Genomic DNA, 17,478 nt, shown 5'->3' on the forward strand with positions numbered 1-17,478 from the left:
GTAGATGTCCGTGAAGGCCTCCTTGAGGGACCCTGGGTCCCTCAAGGAGGCCTTCACGGACTTACCACCCTAAGCCCGGACGCTGGCCTGAAGCGCGTCGATGAGTGCCGCCGCGGCGGGCGGGTCGGGCGGGTCTCCGTAGGTGACGGCGTAGATCTGGCGGGGGTCTTCGGCCAGCTCGGTGGCGTGGACACCGGGCATCCGGTGCGCGCGCAGCGCCAGCCGGGGCAGCGTGGTGACGCCCATCCGGGCCGCGACCAGTGCCTGCATGACGACGATGTCGTCGCTCACCATCGAGATACGCGGGGTGAACCCGGCCCGCCCGCAGATCGTGACGAGTTCGTCCTGGCATCGGGCGCAGCCACCGATCCAGGTCGAGTCACGATGATCGGCGATGGTCTGCCCCGGCTCACTGGTGAGCAGATAGATCGGATCCTCCAGAAGATGCACGAGCCGGAGCCCCCGCTCCTCACGCGGCGTGTCCGCGTACCGGAAGATCAGGGCGACGTCGATCCGCCCCTCCCGCAGCATGCGCAGCGCCTCGCCCGGATGTTCGTCCACCAGCCCCAGTTCGAGCCCGGGATGGGCACGGGCCAGCGCGGCGGCCGCGCCGGGGACGATGGTGCTCAGGATCGACTGGAACCCCGCCATCCGGACCCGCCCGGCGCGCAGTCCCACCTGCGCCGCCAGCTCGGCCTCGGCGCCTTCGACCCGGCCGACGATCTCGGCCGCGCGGGCGGCGAGCAGTTCCCCTTCGGGGGTGAGCCGGATGCCGCGGCCGATCCGCTGGACCAGCTTCGCGCCCGTCGAGGCCTCCAACCTCGCGAGATGGTGGCTCACCGCCGGCTGCGTGTAGTGCAGTTCCTTCGCCGCCGCGGTCATCGAACCGTGCCGGGCGACCGCCGCGAGCACCATGAGCTGGACCAGGTTCAGCATGGATAAAGAATATCCATACAAAGGAAAGAACCTCGTCATTGGACGCCGTTCGGACAGCGGGCCACGATGAGAAGCGACGAGAAGGGAGAACAAAAATGACCGTCAGCACCCTCAGACCCGGTCTCCCGGAGCTGATAAATCGTCTGCGCCAATGCACCGGGAAACCGTCCGGCCCCTTGGTCACCGCGCAGGCCGCGGCGACCGTTCTCACCGAACTCCGGCCGACTCCACAGCTGCTCACCGCGGCGGAACGCGCCGGCTCCCCCGAGGGATACACCCGCACCACACTGCACGCCGAGTCCGCCTTTTCGATCGTCGCGCTGGTCTGGCGGCCCGGCCAGCTCACCGAGATCCACGATCACCTGGTGTGGTGCACTTTCCTTGTCCTGCAAGGAACCGAGACCGAGACCATCTTCGACATCGACGGCGACCGGCTGGTCCGGACGGCCCAGCGGCAACGCCCGGCGGGGTCGGTGAGCGGCGTCGCGCCGCCCGACGACATCCACCAGGTGCACAACGCCGGCGACACCATCGCCATCACCCTGCACGTGTACGGCGCCGACCTCAGCAAGGGAACCAGCGTTCGCCGCAATTACCGGATGCGCGCCGCCGCGCGGTAAAAGGCGCAATCGGTGGGTCCATTCCGCCTATTGCGCCCGGATGGCCTGCCACTGACGGGCCGAAGAAATCCACAGTGGACGATCACCTCGCGCGGAAAACCACAATGGACGGAAAGTGAGCGCCGGGAGCCGGACCCGTCGGATCATCCTTCTCCACGGGTGACCCACGACACAACGGGTTCGGCTTTCCACGTGTCCGGTGCGGCGCGTTCGGAATCTGTATCCCCGTTCCGCCGTCCGGCCCAAATCCGGCGCCCCGCGTGGCGGCTTTTCGCCCGTGTCACCCGATTGCTGGTCCTCAGCGGCGCGGATAAGCGGGAAGATCAATGCCGGACCGCGACGAAAGAGGATTCGGCGAAGAATGAGTACCGACGTCGCCGCGACGGTCGGTTCGACGGATCGCCCGAGCGAGCGAACCTGTTATCGGCGAATGCGAGCGCCGCCGGACCCCGGCCGGCCGCACGGCCCGGGCCACACCGGGCGCCCGTCGATACCCCAAGGGGAACCATGAACCGCGTCACCACGCTCGTTGTAGACGATCAGCCCCTCATCAGATACGCGCTCGGCAGGCTGTTGCGGGATTCGGCGGGGGTGGGGGCGGTGGCCGAAGCCGCGAGCGAGCCGGAAGCGTTGTGGCAGTGTGAAAAACGCCATCCCGACATGGTCATCACCGAGCTGTCGATCTGGGGTGAACCCGCCGGGACCGCGATCTGCCGGTTCGTGAAGGAACAGTTCGAACGTGCGACCGTCCTGGTCTTCGCCGGTGATTCGTCGCCATCGGCCATCGCCATGGCGCTGAACGCGGGCGCGGACAGCTTCGTGCACAAGTCGGCCAGCGGCGGCCAGGTGATGTCGGCGGTGCGCTCCACCCTCGCCGGGCAGCGGGTGTGCGTGCAGGCCGGCGGAACCCCGCCGCCGGTCACCGAGGCCGTGCACTACGCGAGCGCGATGACCAGACGGGAGGAGGAGGTCCTCGCGCTGATCCTCTACCGGTGGTCGAACGACGAGATCGCCGAAGAACTGCACCTCGCGACGCAGACCGTGAAGAACTACGTCAGCCGGATCCTGCAGAAGCTGGGCTTCGGCAGCAGGCGCGACCTGTTCCGGGCCCTGCGGTTCCGGCCGGGCGGCAACCCGCTGCCGCGGCTGGGGACGACCGATCGCGAGAGCGAGTCGCACACCGCGGACGGGCTGGCCGGGTACCGGCGCTAGACCGCCCGGGTGAGCGATGTACCGGGAGTACCGGGACCGGCCGAGGTTCGGTACCCGCCGTATCCTGTGGCACCGGGACCGTTTTCCTAGCGTTGCTGTCATGACGAAGCCAGGTTCCCTGTTCCTGCTCCTCGCGCTCGCCGGAACCCCGGCCCCGGACACCGGCCGGGCTTCGTCGGCCAAGATCCACGAGGTGCTCGGCGGCCCGGCGGGCTACATCGATCTGCGCAACACCGGCGCCACCACCCTCGACATCGGCGGCTGGTCCGTGCGGGCGTGCACCGGCGGTGCCGCGCCCGTCGAGCTGGCCACCATGCCCGCCGGGAGCGAGATCCCCGCCGGCGACCATTTCCTCATCGCCGCACAGGGTTTCGGCGGGACCGTGCACCAGCTGGTCGTCGAGGCGATCGTCGGGGACGGCGAGATGCTGCTGGACCGGCGCGGGGCCAGGGTCGACAGCGTCGGATGGGCGCCGTCGTCGCCCTGCCGCGAGAACAAGGCCGCCGTCCCCTGTCCCGGCCTCGCCCAGGCGAGGGACGCCGTCAGCCGCGACACCGACGACAACAAGGCCGACTTCGGCTGCGTACGACCAGCCGGTTGAGCCCACTCCGCCAGTACGAGAAAGGTGCGGTCGTGACCGCGGACAGCGAAAGCGGGGACGCGACCCCGCTGTGCGAATTGCTCACCGGACAACGAATCGCGAAAGGCTGGTCACAGGGTGACCTGGTCGCGAAGTTGCACACCCGGTCCGGCAACGACAGCGTGACCAGGGAGGAGATTTCCCGCTGGGAGCGAGGAAAACGCATTCCCGGCCCGTACTGGCGGCAATGGCTCGGCGATGTGCTCGACACGCCGAGCCGGGAGCTCGAACTCGCCGCCGCGGTCGCGAGAAGGCGGCGCCGGACGATTATCGGCTGACGGGAAAGTACCGGAAAACTGGCCCCTTTCCGCCGTCACCCCGATTCTCGGATGATTATCCATGCCGGCACCGGCGGAAAGAATTCCGGGCCGGCGGGACGAATCCAACGGAAACCAGGCTGAAAGGAATTTCCCGTGCGACGAATTCTGGGTGCTTCGGCGGTATTCGCGATGCTGGCGATGGGTATGGCCGGTGGTGTCGCGAACGCGGCAGGCGAGGGCGAGGGCACCGAGGCGGCCCCGCTCGTCTCGTCCACCGTGGTCATCAACGAGGTTTCGACCCGCGGCGTGAACGGTCTGCTCGACGAGTTCATCGAACTGCGCAACGTCTCGAACCAGCCGCAGGACGTGAGCGGCTACGTGATCCGGATCTACTCGCCGTCGAACGTCGTGACCGACACGATCGTCATGCCGGCGGGCACGATCCTGCAGCCGAAGGGCAACGCGGGCCAGTACGCGGTGCTGGTCGGGCAGAACTTCTCCGGCACCATCGTCGACCAGACCTACGTCATCCCCTTCACGCTGACCGGCGCCGAGGGCATCCCGACCGCCGGTGGGCTCTCGTTGCAGAACATGGCGAGCGCGAAGATCGACGGTGTCGCCTTCAGCAACGCGGTCGTGACCCCGCGCGAAGGCCAGGCCGCGATCCCCGAGAACGCCGTCACCGATCAGCTCAACGCGGCGAACACCCGCAACATCCTGAGCACCGACACCGACAACAACCGGCAGGACTTCTCGCTCCAGCTGCGCACCCCGGGTCTGTAAGTCCCACAGGACCGGACCCGTCTCTCGCCCGGGCCCGGGCCGCCCACCGGCGGTCCGGGCCCTTCCATGGCGGTATCTCGCCAACGGCGACATACCGCCAGCGAGAATTGTGTTCATCTCCGAACTCCTGCCTCATCCTCGGGAAACTCCATCTTCGCGGCGGCCGTGCCCACGGCCGCTTCTCACTATCCGAGGAGCGTGAGGCTCGATGTTCCCCCGTTCCCCTCATCTGACGAGACACCCCTGGCACCCGGTGGCGATCCTGGCGGCCTCCGCGCTGGTCGCCCTCACCCCCCTGCCGGTGATCGCGACCGCCGCGACCGCCGCCGTGTCCGGCCCCGCTCCCGTCACCGGGCGGCCGGACGTCCATCGCGTCACGTTGCTCACCGGCGACGTGGTGACCTACGAACGGGACGGCGCCGGGCACGGCACCGCGCAGGTCGAACCGGCGGTGCGGCCGGACCGGCCGAGCCCGGCGTTCCAGATCACGAGCACGGCCGAAGGGCTGATGGTGTACCCGTCGGACGCGCTTCCCTTCGTCGGCAAGGGATTGCTGAGCCCGGAACTGTTCAACGTCACCGCGCTCGTCGAAGACCGGCGTGACGACGCGGCGAGCGCAACGATCCCCGTCATCGTGCGCTACGGGGCCCGGCCGGGGCTGTCCGCACGGACTTTGAGCGAGAAGGCGAAGACGCTTCCGCGGACCCAGCGGCTCACCCCGCTGGTCACGGCGAACGGGGTGGGAGTACAGGTCGAGAAGGCGGGGACGGCCGAGTTCTGGCGTTCCGTCGTCGCGTTCGATCCGGGCGGGAAACCCGTGCTGAACCAAGGGATTTCGCAGGTCCGGCTGGACAGGAAGGTCCGGGTGACGCTGGACAGGAGCACCGCGCGGGTCGGTGCGCCGCCGGCGTGGAGCGGCGGGTGGACCGGGAAGGGGACCACGGTCGCGGTGGTGGACACCGGGATCGACGAGAACCATCCCGACCTGGCGGGCAAGACGGTCGCCTCCGCGGATTTCAGCGGGGAAGGCGACGTCGTGGACCGTCACGGCCACGGCACCCACGTCGCGTCGATCGTCGCCGGCACCGGCGCGGCATCGGGCGGCCGGTACAAGGGCGTGGCGCCGGACGCGAAGCTGGTGGTGGCCAAGGTTTTCGACGCCTCCGGCGAGGGTGACACCGCACAGGTCATGGCCGGGATCGACTGGGCCGTCGCGCAGGGCGCGAAAGTCGTGAACCTCAGTCTCGGCGCCGGCGTCAGCGACGGGGCCGACCCGATGAGCGAGCAGATCGACTCGCTTTCGGCGAAGTCCGGCACGCTGTTCGTGGTCGCGGCCGGGAACTCCGGACCGGGCGACCGGACCGTGACGACCCCGGGCGCGGCGACGTCCGCGCTCACCGTCGGGGCGGTCGACCGTGACGACGAGATCGCCTGGTTCAGCAGCCGCGGCCCGCGGTTGCGGGACGCCTCGGTCAAACCGGAGATCACCGCGCCCGGCGTCGGGATCGTCGCCGCCCGGGCCGCGGACACGACACTGGGCGAACCGGTGGACGGCTCGTACACCGCCGCGTCGGGTACTTCCATGGCCACTCCGCACGTCGCGGGCGCCGCGGCGATCCTGCTGCAGCAACGACCGGGGCTGACCTGGCAGGCGCTGAAGAACACGCTCGTCACCACGGCCGAGGACGTCGGCCTTCGCTGGTTCGAACAGGGCGCCGGGCTTCTCGACGTCGCGCGGGCCGTGTCGCAGAAGGCGACCGGCACCGCCGTCGCGAGCTTCGGCCGTAACGAGCGGACGGCCGGCGCGTCGGCGCAGGTCGTCCGGCAGCTGTCCTACACCAACGCCGGGGACCAGCCGCTGCTGCTGAACCTGAAACTGACCGTGCGGCCATGGGACGGAAGCGCCGCACCGGGGACCGGGATGCGCCTGGCGAAGACGGAGCTGTCGATCCCGCCGAAGTCGAGCGCCACCGTCGACCTCGCCGTGAACCCGGACGAAGGAACGGCGGGTGTCTACGGCGGCGCCGTGGTGGCCACGACCGCGGACGGGACCAACGCGGTGCGGACGCCCGTGAGCACCTACAACGCGGCCGAGCTGTTCCCGGTGACGATCCGGGTACGGGATTCGGCGGGCGGGCCCGCGCGGGCCGCGTCGGCTCAGCTGATCGACGACGCGGCCGGTGCAGGCAACCGCAACGACCCGTTCCTCGACCAGGTCAGCCAGCAGATCGGCCTGGTCGACGGGGTCGGCAGGGTGCTCGTGCCCGCCGGACGCTATTCGGCACTCGGCTGGGTGATGGAACGCGGGCTGACGGTGCGCCGCTGGTCGGCGATGAGCGCGACGCAGGTCGCCGTCACGGCCCCGGCGGAGATCGCGCTGAACGCGGCGAGCGCCGTCCCGGCGGGGCTGATCACACCCACGCCCACCGACCTGCGGGACCGCACGGTGATGCTGCGGCGCGTGATCCCCGCCGGAGCGGGCGTCAACGGCTACATCGGCGAAGCCGGACTGGCCTCGGGCGCGGGCTGGGAAGTGCGCGTGACACCGGCGGCGGCCACCTCGGTGGGGGCGATTTCGTTGCAGGACAGCGCGACGCTGGCCCAGACCGCGGCCGAGCTGCGAGTCGTCGGCGGCGGCTCGGCCGTGCTGAACCCCGCGTACGACGTGCCGACGCTGACGGCGAAGGCGCCCGGTGAACGAACGCTGCCGGTCGTGTTCGGCGGCGCGGGTGATCTCACCGGCCTCGACGTACGCGGAAAGGCCGTCCTGGTGCGGATCCCGGTCCAGGACGGGGCACCGGACCCGGTGGGGACGGTCTCCGCCGGTATCGCGAACGCGGCACGAGCGGTGTCCGCCGCGGGTGGGGCGGCGATGATCGCTTACGTCGGCGTGCCGGGTTCGCTGAGCGTTCCGGGGCTCAGCAGCGCGGTGGTGCCTGCCTTGTCCCTCGGCTGGGACGAAGGAGAAAAGCTGCGGACCGCCGGTGCGGTCTCGGTGCGCCTGCTGGTGCGCGCGGCCCCGGACGTGATGTACAACCTCAGCTACCTCGACGCCAACGGGGTGCCGAAGGAGCTCGTCCGGCGGGTCGACCAGAAGACCCTGGTCGCCACGAAAACCGGTTACCAGGCCGAAAAACCGGGGCTGACCGGGCAGAAGAACTGGTACGCCTTCCCGACCGGCCGGTGGAAGACACAGGCGGTGCAGGGCACGAAGATCCCGGTTCCGGGCGCGTGGACCGAATACACCGGCCCGGCGGACGATCGGCTGGTCTGGAAACGGGTCGTCACCCTGTCCGGCGACGACGCCGCGGGCCGTCGCGCCGCGCTGAGCATGAACGCGCAGAACATCTACCGCCCGGGCGAGCGGTCGAGGCCGGACGAGTACTGGTTCCGCGCACCACTGCGCGGCGGCGCGGTGGAACTGCCAGCCGACCATCCGGCCCGCTACCCGGCGACGGCCACCGGCTGGGCGGTGCTGTGCTCGATGTGCCGTGGCGGCACGGATCCCGACTTGTTCGTCCCCGGGCTGCAGTGGATGGACGGCACGGCCGGTCCGGGCGGGCATTACTCGAATCCCTACGAGAACGCGCGGTACTTCGCGGCGACCACGGCGCGGCTGTACCGGGACGGGACCGAGATCCCGCGATCCAACGCGGACGATCCGCTCGCGCTCATCCCGGAGTTCCGGCTCGCGCCGACCCCCGCCACCTACCGGCTGGACGTGACCGACGTGATGCCAGGCCAGGCACAGGTCGGCGTCCCGAGCGGGGCGCTGTTCCAGCACGCCCCGAGGACCGATACGTCGTGGACGTTCGCCTCGGCCAGGTCCGACGCCGCGGCACCGCTCGGGTTCTCCTGCCACGGTTCGGGCAGGTCGTGTTCCTTCCAGCCGCTCATCCAGCTGGACCACCGGCTGCCGCTGGATCCCGGCGGCCGCGCGCCTGCCGGGCGCCCGTTCACCTTCGACGTGTTCGCCGGCTCGCACAGCGGCGCGCGGGGCGGCGGGCCGGTGACGCGGCTGCGGGTCTCGGCTTCGACGGACGGCGGGCGCGGCTGGGCGGTGGCGGCCGTCCGGCCGTCCGGGAACGGGCTGTGGTCGGTGACGGTGGACCACCCGCGGCTCGCGGCGACCGACGGGTTCGTCTGGCTGCGCTCGGAAGCACGGGACGGCTCCGGCAACACCGTGACGCAGACCGTCCAGCGGGCCTACGCGCTCACGGACGTGGCGAAGGCGAATCCGCGCGCTCGCTGACGTCGTCGTCGAGCGTGGGCCGGGCCGACGGCAAAGTGACCCAACCCCGGGTGGCGACCTGGAGCCCGGCCTGGAACCGGGTGGTCGCGCCGAGCGCGGTCATGAGGTCGCGGAGGCGTCGCTGGAAGGTCCGGTAGCTCATGCCGAGCTGTTTGGCGATGCTCCGGTCCGGCAGTCCCGTGGTCAGCAAGGCGAGCAGGCGGGCGTCGTCGGGGGGCGCGGCGTCCGCCGGTTCGGCCGAGCCGGGCAGGCGCAGCGGAAGCCCGCTCTGCCAAAGGAAGGCGAAGACCGCGGCGAGCGCGTCGAGCAGAGCGCACGGGTGGATCACCAGTGCCGCGCCGACCTCGGGGAGATCGGAACGCAGCGGCACCAGTCCGACGCGCTGGTCGACCACGATCATCTTGAGCGGCGCGGTGGTGACCACACGGGCCTCCTCGCCGAGGGCGAGGCCCGCCTCGATGTCGGACGACAGGTCGTGCAGTTCCAGCGCACTGCGCTCGTAGACGCCGCGAAAGCGCACGCCCCGGCCGAGGAGATCACGTTCGGCGGGGTGCAGCACACTCGGCGTTCGCGCGTAAGGCGGTTTGTCGACGAAGGCGACCTCCCGCTCGGCCGAGCGCAGCAACTGATCGGCCCGGTCCGCGATGAGCGCTTCCCCGTGGATCACCTCGACGAGATCGACCGGGCGTTCACCGGACGTCGCCCGGTACCGCTCGCGCAACCGGTCGGCGACCAGCCGCGCGCTCGCGAGTTCCCGCTCCTTCGACCGGAGCATCGCCTCCAGCGCGACCTCCGGCCGCACCGCCGAATACGCCTCCGCCGGGCCGGGAAGCCTGACGAGCAGACCTTTTCCGGCCAGCGCGCGCAGCACCCGGAGCAGCCGTTGGTGCGGTATCCCGGTGCGTTGCCGGATTTCGGCGACGGTCAGCGAACCGGTGCCGGCGAAAGCATCGTAGACCTCGACGTCGGTTTCACTCAGACCGATGATGTCCAGCAAATCGTCTCCCGCCGCAGCCGCGGTCGCCTTCACCCGACCATACCGCCGGAATCAGGCGGGCAAAAGACACCGCGTCGCGCGCGGACCGTCCATTGTGGTCAGTCGTGCGCGGTGGCGAGCATGCCGCGCAGCCATTCGTGGAAGCGCCGCTCGATGTGCCGCAACGCGGTCTGGGCCGCTTCGGCGTCGCGAGCGAGGCAGGCTTCGGTGAACGCCGCGAACTCACGGCCGAATTCGATCCCGCTGCCGGTGACGACGTGCCGCGCGTAGCGGAGGTAACGCTGCTGGCGCCGCCGCCACGCCATGGCTTCCTCGTAGAGGTGGGCCCGATCAGCCCGCCGGTAGACGAGATCGCGCAGCTGGAAGGACGACTCGACCAACCCCTCCTCGTCCGCGGCACGGACGGCGTCCTCGCGCGCGTGTGACAGGCGGGTGATCTCGTCGAGGTCCTCGTCGGTGAGCTTCGGGACGCCGATCTCGATCAGGCGACGCTCCAGTGCCCCGCAGACCGTCATCACGACTTCGCCGTCCTCTTCGGTCAGCGGCGCGACGCGGCTGCCGAGCCGAGGATGCGAGACGACCAGCCCCTCGGCCTCCAGCCGGCGCAGAGCCTGGCGGGCGGGGGTGAGGCTGACCCCGGCCCGGTCGGCGATCGCCGCCATCCGCAGCCGCGTCCCCGGCGTCAGCCGGAGCTGCACGATGTCGTCGCGGAGGGCGTTGACCACCGCTTCCTCCACTGATTGGACCTCGACCCGGGTCGTGTCGAGCGGGTCTTGTGCGGCACGGGTCATGTCGCCTACCGTACCGCACATGATTTTTGATCAAAAATCAAAAGTATCGATCAGAGGAGCGTGACCATGACGCGAGTTCTCGTCACCCGGCGTGACCAGGTGGCCCATCTCAGTCTCAACCGCCCGGATCGGCTCAACGTCCTCGATCCGGCCGTCTACGCGGAGCTGTTCGCCGCGCTGGACGCCGCGTACGCCGATCCCGAGGTCCGCGCGATCGTGCTGACCGGGGCAGGCGAGCACTTCTGCGCGGGGTTCGATCTGGGCGCCTCCGACGACATGGCGGCGCGGGAGCCGGTATGGGCGCAGTGGGAAGGCATGACCCGGCAGCGCGCGGCGATGGCGGCGATCGGCGACTCGCCGAAGCCGATCGTGGCGGCCGTACGGGGCTATTGCCTTGGCGGCGGGTTCGAGCTGGCGAACTACTGCGACTTCATCGTCGCCGCCGAGGACACGGTCTTCGGCGAGCCGGAGGTCCGGTTCTCTCTCGTGGCTCATCCGCGCTTGCTGTACTTCGTGCCGCTGCGCAAGGCGAAGGAGATCCAACTGCTCGGCGAGACCTTCGGTGCGGCCGACGCCGAACGCCTGGGCCTGGTCAACGAGGTCGTACCCGCGGAGGAACTCGACGACCGCGCGATGGCCTTCGCGCGACGGCTGAGCCGCGTTCCGGCCGAGACCTTCCGCCACACCAAGACGATCATGAGCCGGGTACTGGAGATGCAGGGAATGGGTGTCGTCGAAAGCATGCTCTCCAGCGACTTCATCGTCAGCAAGCTGACGGAAACGGCGGACCGCGCCCGATTCCGCGAGATCCGCGAGACACAGGGGCTGCGCGCGGCGATGGCCTGGTCACGCGCCAAGGACAGCGCGGCGCCGGAAGCTCAGCCGAGCGTGACGCGGTGAAGGGCGGCATCGACGGCGCGCAGTGGGAATCGTTCACGGCGCCCCGCCGGATCGCGGTGGTGGGGGCGTCGCCCCGGCCGGGTCCGTTGAACTTCGCGCAGCGGCTCTCCCGTAACAACGCCCACCTCGGGTTCACCGGCACCACCTATTTCGTCAACCCCCGCCACGACTCGATCTTCGGCCTGCCGTGCTACCCCGATCTGGGGGCGCTGCCCGAAAAGCCGGACGTATGCCTGATCAACACCCCCGCACGGCAGGTACTGGGCGCGGTGGACGACGGCATCACCGCCGGCGTCCGATCGTTCGTCGTGCACTCCGGCGGATTCGGCGAGACCGGCGCCGAAGGCCACGGCCTGCAAGCCGAGCTGCGGGCACTGTGCGAGGAGACGGGGGCCGCGCTGATCGGCCCGAACTGTCTCGGGATGTACCACTCGCGCGGGCCGGTCGCCCTCTACGGCGCCGACATCCCGCCCGGAATCCCCCGGGGCGGGCTGGCCGTGCTGTCCGGCAGCGGTTCCGTCTCGGTCAGCATGATGCAGCTGGGCCAGGCCGTCGGCCTGCACAGCATCGTCTCGACCGGCAACGAGGCCGTCACCACCGCCGAGGACATGCTCGAACACCTCGTCGAGGACCCCGAGGTCACCGTCGTCGCCATGTTCGTCGAGGCCCTGCGCCGTCCGGACAAGTTCCGTACCCTCGCGCGCCGCGCCAACGCCCTCGGCAAACCCATCGTCGCCCTCAAAGCCGGAACATCGGAAAAGGGCGCCGCCGCCGCGGGCAGCCACACCGGGGCGATGGTGGGCACCGGGGCCGCCTATCGTGCCCTGTTCGACGACCTCAACGTCATCGCGGTCGACGACTTCGAAGAACTGCGCGAGACGGTCCGGGCGCTCACGGTCCTCGGCGGACAACGCCCGACGGGTCCCGGAGTCGCGGTCGCCGGGATCTCGGGCGGGAAACTCTCGGTCGTCGTCGATCTCGCCGAACGCCTCGGGATGCCCATCGCTTCGCTGGCGCCCGAGACCGTCCACCGGCTCGACACCGCGTTGGCCCTGCCCGCGGAAACCAGTGCCCACAACCCGGTCGACGTCGGCGCCGGTTTCCGCTCCGGGAAACCGGGCACCGAGAACCTCGCCGACTGCGTGCGGATCCTGGCGTCGGATCCCGGTGTCGGACTGGTGCTGGTCCAGCAAAGCCTCAGCGGCAGCGGCCACTCGAACGCGTTGGAACGGAGCTGGGCACGCGCCGTCGCCGACGCGGCCGCGGACGTCGCGGAACCGGTCGTCATCGCCGCCGAATTCCCGGTCCCGCCAGAGAACGTCGAACCGGATTCCCGGCACCGGTCGCCCGCCGGCTCCGTCCCCGTGCTCAGCGGCCTGCGGCCCGCGTTGTGCGCGGTGCGCGCACTCACCCGGTGGCATCGCGGGGCGAACCGCCCGTGGACGCCGCCGGCGACCTCGGGCCCGGCCGTGGACGCCGCGGCGCTCCTCGATCGGCTCCGCGACCGGCACGGGCTGCTCACCCCCGCCGAGACCGAACGGATCCTCGCCGCCTACGGCCTGCCCATCCTGCCCACCGGCCACATCTCGGCGGAGGCCGAGCTCGACACACTCGACCTCGAGTTCCCCGTTGTCGCGAAGGTGGTTTCGCCGGACATCGCGCACAAGAGCGACATCGGCGGCGTCGTTCTCGGCATCGCTTCCCCGGCCGAACTGCGCGCCGCCTACCGCCGCATCAACGACAACGTCCGGAGTGCCCGTCCGGACGCCCGGGTCACCGGCGTCCTGGTCGCTCCCCACCTCGACCACGGCGTCGAGCTGTTCATGGGCAGCCGCGTCGAACCCGGGCTCGGCGCCACGGTCGCCGTCGGGCTCGGCGGCACCCTGGTCGAACTGCTCGGCCACCCCAGCGTCCTGACCGCCCCGCTCGACCAAGCCACCGCTCACGAGGCGATCACCCGGATGACCGGCGCGAAGATCCTGGACGGATTCCGCGGCGGCCCCACCTCGGATGTCGGCGGCCTCGCCACGACCCTGTGCCGGCTGGGCCGGCTCACCACCGACCTCGCCGACCGCATCGTCGACGTCGATCTCAATCCGATCATCGTCACCCACAGCCATCCCGGCGGCCTCGTCGCGGATGCCAGAATCGTCCTCGACTAGGAGGCACCGATGTCCTCGACTGCGCACGACATCGACACCAAACGATCACGGGTCGTCACCGCGATCGCGATCGGCAACTTCATCGAGTGGTTCGAATTCGGCCTCTACGGTTACTTCGCGGTGAGCATCTCCGCGACGTTCTTCTCCGGGACATCCGAGGGAACGGCGCTCGTCTCGACCTTCATGCTGTTCGGGATCGCGTTCGTCAGCCGCCCGATCGGCGCCATCCTGTTCGGCCGCTACGGCGACCGCGCCGGGCGACGGGGCGCCCTGTCGATCTCCATCATCGGCATGTCGATCGCCACCGCCCTCATCGGCGTGATCCCCGGCGACAAGACCTTCGGCCTGCTCGCCCCCGCGCTGCTGCTCGTGATGCGCCTGGCCCAAGGCTTCTTCGCCGGCGCGGAAATGGGTGGAGCCGTCACGGCGCTGGCCGAGTACGCGCCACCCGGACGCCGAGGCTTCTACTCGGGCTGGAATGGTTTCACCCAGCTCGTCGCCCAGGTGTTCGCCGCGCTCATCGGGACCCTTCTGAGCAGCGTCCTCACCCCGGCGGCGCTCAACGGATGGGGCTGGCGCATCCCGTTCCTCCTCGCCCTGCCGCTGGGCCTCGTCGGCCTGTACATGCGCACGAAACTGGCGGAATCACCCGAGTTCACCAGCGCGGGACGGGCGGGCCGGACCACTCGCAGCCCGCTGGGCGACCTGCTGCGCCTGCATTGGCGAGCGCTGCTGAAAGTCTGCGGCCTGACCGTCGGACTCACCACGACCACCTACATGCTGGTCGGCTTCTTCCCGTCCTACCTGGTCAAAACCGCCGGGCTGACCTCGCGGCAGATGTTCACCGCGATGCTGATCGGCTTGACCGTCGCCGCCGTCCTCGTGCCGATCTGGGCCCGGCTCTCCGACACCTACGGCCGCAAGCCCTTCCTCGTCGGCGGCGCGCTCGCGGTCACCGTGCTGACCATCCCGGTGTTCCGCCTCGCCGGGAGCGGCAGCTTCACCTCGGCCCTCACCGCCTTGGTGATCGTCGCCGTCCTCCTGTCACCGATGCTGGCCGTGCAAGGCGTCGCCGCGGCCGAACTGTTCCCGACCGCCGTCCGCTACACCGGTGTCTCGATCGGCATCAGCGTCATCATCTCCCTCATGGGCGGCTCCACCCCCTTGATCCTCCAAGCCCTCGTGCAGGCCACCGGGAGCGGCATCGTCCCGGCCGTCTACATCACCACCGCGGCGGCGCTCTCCCTGATCGCCGCGCTCACGCTGAAGAACAAGGCGGGCCCGGCCACCACGCGGAGCAGGCCAGGAACCACCACGACCGCGCCGATGTCCTCCTGAAACGCCGCGCTTAATCTGGCCGCGAACTCCGGGACGACATCCTCGGCAGGCGGGGTGAAACCACTCCAAAGAGTGATCCGACTTACCCCGTGAACCTTGTCTTGTCACCACGGTTCGCACCGGCACCGATTTTTTTCACCTGCGTGAACAAGGATCGACCTGTTCTCCGAATTCCACAGTGGACAGTCAGTGGTCGCGGATTTTCCCGTCTGCTACGTTGCGACAGGCTGAGTGACGAACCCCATTTCATGAACGATTTTCGTCCGCTCCTCGCCATCCGGTGCCGGATCCTTTTCCGAGGAAGTGGGTACATGCTCCGTACTGGTCTCTTGGTCGTCTCACGCGTCATCGAGATAGCGCTGGTGCTGTTGGGTGTGGCCGTCGTCGTCTTCGACAGCGGCGTCTATCTGGCGCTGTGGGATCTGGTCGCGCTCGTCTATCTCGTGATGCGGATGAGGCGGCTGTCCAGGGCGAAACGGGCGAGCGACCCGGCCGACACCGCGTGGCTGCGCTCCACCCTCGGGCGGCGCAGCGGTCTGCTGTTCACCTTGTTCACCAGCCTTGTCGGCATCTCGGCCGGCCTGATGATCGTGCTGGACGGAGCCGGCGAGCTGGAAGCCGTTGTGGCCAAGCTCGTCGGCACTCCCGCGGTGGTCTTCGCGTGGGCGATCCTGCACTTCGGGTACGCCGAACGCTACGCGCGGGACTACTACAACGCGCTGCCGGAGAAGGTTCTGGTCTTTCCCGGCACCGAGCGGCCGACGCTGGTGGAGTTCGCGTACTTCTCGTTCACACTCGGCACCTCGTTCGCGGTGTCCGATGTGGAGACCCGGGGAACCGCGATCCGGCTGCGGGTCCTCACCCACAGCGTGCTGGCGTTCCTCTACAACACCGCGATCGTCGGTATCGCGGTCGGGGTGATCAGCGGCAAATAACGTTCGTCCGATCGAAACGAAGGGGAAGGAAAGAAATGGTCCGGAGGAAACTCGTCGCGGTGGTGAGCGTGGCCGCGATGACCGGCGCGCTCACGATCGCCGTCACCGGAGTGGCGAACGGCGCGCCCGCGGTGGCCTGGTCGCCCTGCACCGAAGAAATCCTGCAACGGTTCGACTGCGCCACGGTCACGGTACCGATGGACTACTCCCATCCCGACGGCGAGCAGATCTCCATCGCGATCAGCCGCTCCAAGGCCACCGACCCCCAGCACCGCCGCGGGGTGCTGTTCACCAACCCCGGCGGCCCCGGCGGGACCGGCCGCGACCTGTTGTACAACTACCTCGACACACCCTTGGCCGCGGTGTACGACATCATCGGTATCGACGTCCGCGGCCTTGGCGGCTCGACCCCCCTGAACTGCGAGGTACCGGCCACCCCCGATCCGTGGTCGTCGACGCGTCCGGCCGACGCCGAATTCCCGCACGTCGCCGAATACGAAAAGCAGTGGGAAGAAGGCTGCGTGCGTGGCGGCGGCACGTTCCGCCACCACGTGACCACCCCGAACACCGCCCGCGATCTGGACCGCGTCCGCGCGGCACTCGGCGAAGAGAAGATCAACTACCTCGGGGTGTCCTACGGAACCTGGCTGGGCGCGGTCTACGGACAACTGTTCCCGCAACGCCTCGACCGCAGCGTGCTCGACTCCTCCCTCGACCCCGGCACCACCTGGCACGACCAGGCCTACGACGTCGTCGACACCACGAAAGCCAACTTCGACCACTGGGCGGCGTGGACCGCACGACGCGACTCGACATTCCACCTCGGCGACACCCCGAAGAAGATCCGCGCCGCCGTCGACAAGATCGCCGACCGGCTGGCCGCCGGGCCGGTCGGCGGGATCGAGAACCAGACCCAGCTCGACATGATGATCGGCCAGTTCACCCGCTTCCGGCAGGTGTGGGCGTCACTGGCGAAAAACCTTCAGAAGGTGCAGGCCGAACTCCCGCTCCCCGCCGGCGACCCCGTACTGGCCGAAAGCAACCGGCGCGCGGCCGCGGCGGCCACCAGGCTGACCGAACAGGCCAAAACCGAGAACGGGGTCTACCGGACCATCCTGTGCGACTGGGACTGGCCGACCCACCTGAACGACTACTACCGCGACATGCGCCGTGTACGCGCCGAGACCCCGTTCGGCGGCACCGTGCCACAGATGGCGCCGAACAACTGCTTCTTCCACCAAGACGATCGTGAACCGCTGCCGTCGATCGGCGAGGCGCGGTACCCGAAGGGACTCGTCCTCGCCGCCGAAGGCGACACCCAGACCCCGATGGTCAACGGCCAGGCCATGGCCAAAACCCTCGGCAGCTCGCTGATCGCGGTGCGCGGCGATGGCCAGCACGGCCAGTACGCCGCAGGCGGCGGCGACCCCGACATCCCGGTCAACCGCAATCCCTGCGTCGACGACAAGGTCAACGCCTACCTCATCGACGGAAAACTCCCGCCGCGGCGCACCGACTGCGACAGCGCCAACCCGCCCGCCGCGATCCCCACCGACCCGAAACCAGGCATCGAGGACCTGATCACCGACCTCGGCAGCATCGCCGAACAGCTCCTCCACGCCGTCCTGCCCCACCCGGCCCGCTGACCGACC

At 69.6% G+C, this 17,478-nt stretch carries 14 protein-coding genes; 11 read left to right on the forward strand and 3 right to left on the reverse strand.

The features are described from left to right. Window positions 1–69 precede the first annotated feature (69 nt). Window positions 70–936: a LysR family transcriptional regulator gene (locus ACFWIW_RS27950; RefSeq protein WP_378371217.1), complete on the reverse strand. Its 867-nt coding sequence runs from the start codon at window positions 934–936 to the stop codon at window positions 70–72. A 95-nt stretch (window positions 937–1,031) separates the two neighbouring features. Here ACFWIW_RS27950 and ACFWIW_RS27955 point away from each other — a divergent pair, with 95 nt between their 5' ends. From ACFWIW_RS27955 to ACFWIW_RS27980, 6 genes are all read left to right on the forward strand, one after another. Then, window positions 1,032–1,556 carry a cysteine dioxygenase gene (locus ACFWIW_RS27955; protein ID WP_378371218.1) on the forward strand — a complete coding sequence of 175 codons (525 nt, stop codon included), beginning with the start codon at window positions 1,032–1,034 and terminating at the stop codon, window positions 1,554–1,556. A gap of 507 nt (window positions 1,557–2,063) precedes the next feature. Beyond that, window positions 2,064–2,768 carry a response regulator transcription factor gene (locus ACFWIW_RS27960; protein WP_378371219.1) on the forward strand — a complete coding sequence of 235 codons (705 nt, stop codon included), beginning with the start codon at window positions 2,064–2,066 and terminating at the stop codon, window positions 2,766–2,768. Window positions 2,769–2,868: 100 nt separating this feature from the next. Then, window positions 2,869–3,369 carry a lamin tail domain-containing protein gene (locus ACFWIW_RS27965; RefSeq protein WP_378371220.1) on the forward strand — a complete coding sequence of 167 codons (501 nt, stop codon included), beginning with the start codon at window positions 2,869–2,871 and terminating at the stop codon, window positions 3,367–3,369. Between the two features lie 32 nt (window positions 3,370–3,401). After that, complete coding sequence (locus tag ACFWIW_RS27970) at window positions 3,402–3,686, forward strand: multiprotein-bridging factor 1 family protein (protein ID WP_378371221.1); 285 nt, start codon at window positions 3,402–3,404, stop codon at window positions 3,684–3,686. A gap of 135 nt (window positions 3,687–3,821) precedes the next feature. Further along, the gene (locus ACFWIW_RS27975; protein WP_378371222.1) at window positions 3,822–4,451 is read left to right on the forward strand and encodes a lamin tail domain-containing protein; all 630 of its coding nucleotides are present in this window, start codon (window positions 3,822–3,824) and stop codon (window positions 4,449–4,451) included. Between the two features lie 208 nt (window positions 4,452–4,659). Beyond that, on the forward strand, window positions 4,660–8,703 hold the full coding sequence (locus ACFWIW_RS27980; protein WP_378371223.1) for a S8 family peptidase: 4,044 nt from the start codon (window positions 4,660–4,662) through the stop codon (window positions 8,701–8,703). On the opposite strand, the gene ACFWIW_RS27985 is transcribed toward ACFWIW_RS27980, so the two are convergent. Further along, entirely contained in the window at window positions 8,666–9,733 is a 1,068-nt protein-coding gene (locus ACFWIW_RS27985; protein ID WP_378371224.1) for a helix-turn-helix domain-containing protein, read from the reverse strand. The genes ACFWIW_RS27980 and ACFWIW_RS27985 overlap by 38 nt on opposite strands. A gap of 65 nt (window positions 9,734–9,798) precedes the next feature. After that, entirely contained in the window at window positions 9,799–10,491 is a 693-nt protein-coding gene (locus ACFWIW_RS27990; RefSeq protein WP_378371225.1) for a GntR family transcriptional regulator, read from the reverse strand. Between the two features lie 66 nt (window positions 10,492–10,557). Between ACFWIW_RS27990 and ACFWIW_RS27995 the strand changes: the two genes are divergently transcribed. The 5 genes from ACFWIW_RS27995 to ACFWIW_RS28015 all read left to right on the forward strand — a co-directional run bounded on the left by ACFWIW_RS27995 (window position 10,558) and on the right by ACFWIW_RS28015 (window position 17,472). Next, window positions 10,558–11,391 carry an enoyl-CoA hydratase/isomerase family protein gene (locus ACFWIW_RS27995; RefSeq protein ID WP_378371226.1) on the forward strand — a complete coding sequence of 278 codons (834 nt, stop codon included), beginning with the start codon at window positions 10,558–10,560 and terminating at the stop codon, window positions 11,389–11,391. Further along, a complete protein-coding gene (locus ACFWIW_RS28000) occupies window positions 11,388–13,553 on the forward strand; it encodes an acetate--CoA ligase family protein (protein WP_378371227.1) in 2,166 nt (721 codons plus the stop codon). Before ACFWIW_RS27995 ends, ACFWIW_RS28000 begins: the two co-directional genes overlap by 4 nt. Window positions 13,554–13,562: 9 nt before the next feature. Beyond that, a complete protein-coding gene (locus tag ACFWIW_RS28005; RefSeq protein ID WP_378371228.1) occupies window positions 13,563–14,891 on the forward strand; it encodes an MFS transporter in 1,329 nt (442 codons plus the stop codon). A gap of 311 nt (window positions 14,892–15,202) precedes the next feature. Then, window positions 15,203–15,826, forward strand: a complete 624-nt coding sequence (locus tag ACFWIW_RS28010; RefSeq protein WP_378371229.1) for a DUF1345 domain-containing protein — start codon at window positions 15,203–15,205, stop codon at window positions 15,824–15,826. 35 nt (window positions 15,827–15,861) lie between these two features. Continuing rightward, on the forward strand, window positions 15,862–17,472 hold the full coding sequence (locus tag ACFWIW_RS28015; RefSeq protein ID WP_378371230.1) for an alpha/beta fold hydrolase: 1,611 nt from the start codon (window positions 15,862–15,864) through the stop codon (window positions 17,470–17,472). The last annotated feature ends 6 nt before the right edge of the window (window positions 17,473–17,478 follow it).

It is taken from the genome of Amycolatopsis sp. NPDC058340, assembly GCF_042723975.1.
Classification (GTDB): Bacteria; Actinomycetota; Actinomycetes; order Mycobacteriales; family Pseudonocardiaceae; genus Amycolatopsis.

What these genes read in the sequence shown, in the direction of transcription:
- ACFWIW_RS28010 (WP_378371229.1), top strand. Translation starts at nt 15,203, where the DNA reads ATGCTCCGTACTGGTCTCTTGGTCGTCTCACGCGTCATCGAGATAGCG.
- ACFWIW_RS27990 (WP_378371225.1), bottom strand. Translation starts at nt 10,491, where the DNA reads ATGACCCGTGCCGCACAAGACCCGCTCGACACGACCCGGGTCGAGGTC.
- ACFWIW_RS27995 (WP_378371226.1), top strand. Translation starts at nt 10,558, where the DNA reads ATGACGCGAGTTCTCGTCACCCGGCGTGACCAGGTGGCCCATCTCAGT.
- ACFWIW_RS27965 (WP_378371220.1), top strand. Translation starts at nt 2,869, where the DNA reads ATGACGAAGCCAGGTTCCCTGTTCCTGCTCCTCGCGCTCGCCGGAACC.
- ACFWIW_RS27980 (WP_378371223.1), top strand. Translation starts at nt 4,660, where the DNA reads ATGTTCCCCCGTTCCCCTCATCTGACGAGACACCCCTGGCACCCGGTG.
- ACFWIW_RS28005 (WP_378371228.1), top strand. Translation starts at nt 13,563, where the DNA reads ATGTCCTCGACTGCGCACGACATCGACACCAAACGATCACGGGTCGTC.
- ACFWIW_RS28015 (WP_378371230.1), top strand. Translation starts at nt 15,862, where the DNA reads ATGGTCCGGAGGAAACTCGTCGCGGTGGTGAGCGTGGCCGCGATGACC.
- ACFWIW_RS27955 (WP_378371218.1), top strand. Translation starts at nt 1,032, where the DNA reads ATGACCGTCAGCACCCTCAGACCCGGTCTCCCGGAGCTGATAAATCGT.
- ACFWIW_RS27960 (WP_378371219.1), top strand. Translation starts at nt 2,064, where the DNA reads ATGAACCGCGTCACCACGCTCGTTGTAGACGATCAGCCCCTCATCAGA.
- ACFWIW_RS27950 (WP_378371217.1), bottom strand. Translation starts at nt 936, where the DNA reads ATGCTGAACCTGGTCCAGCTCATGGTGCTCGCGGCGGTCGCCCGGCAC.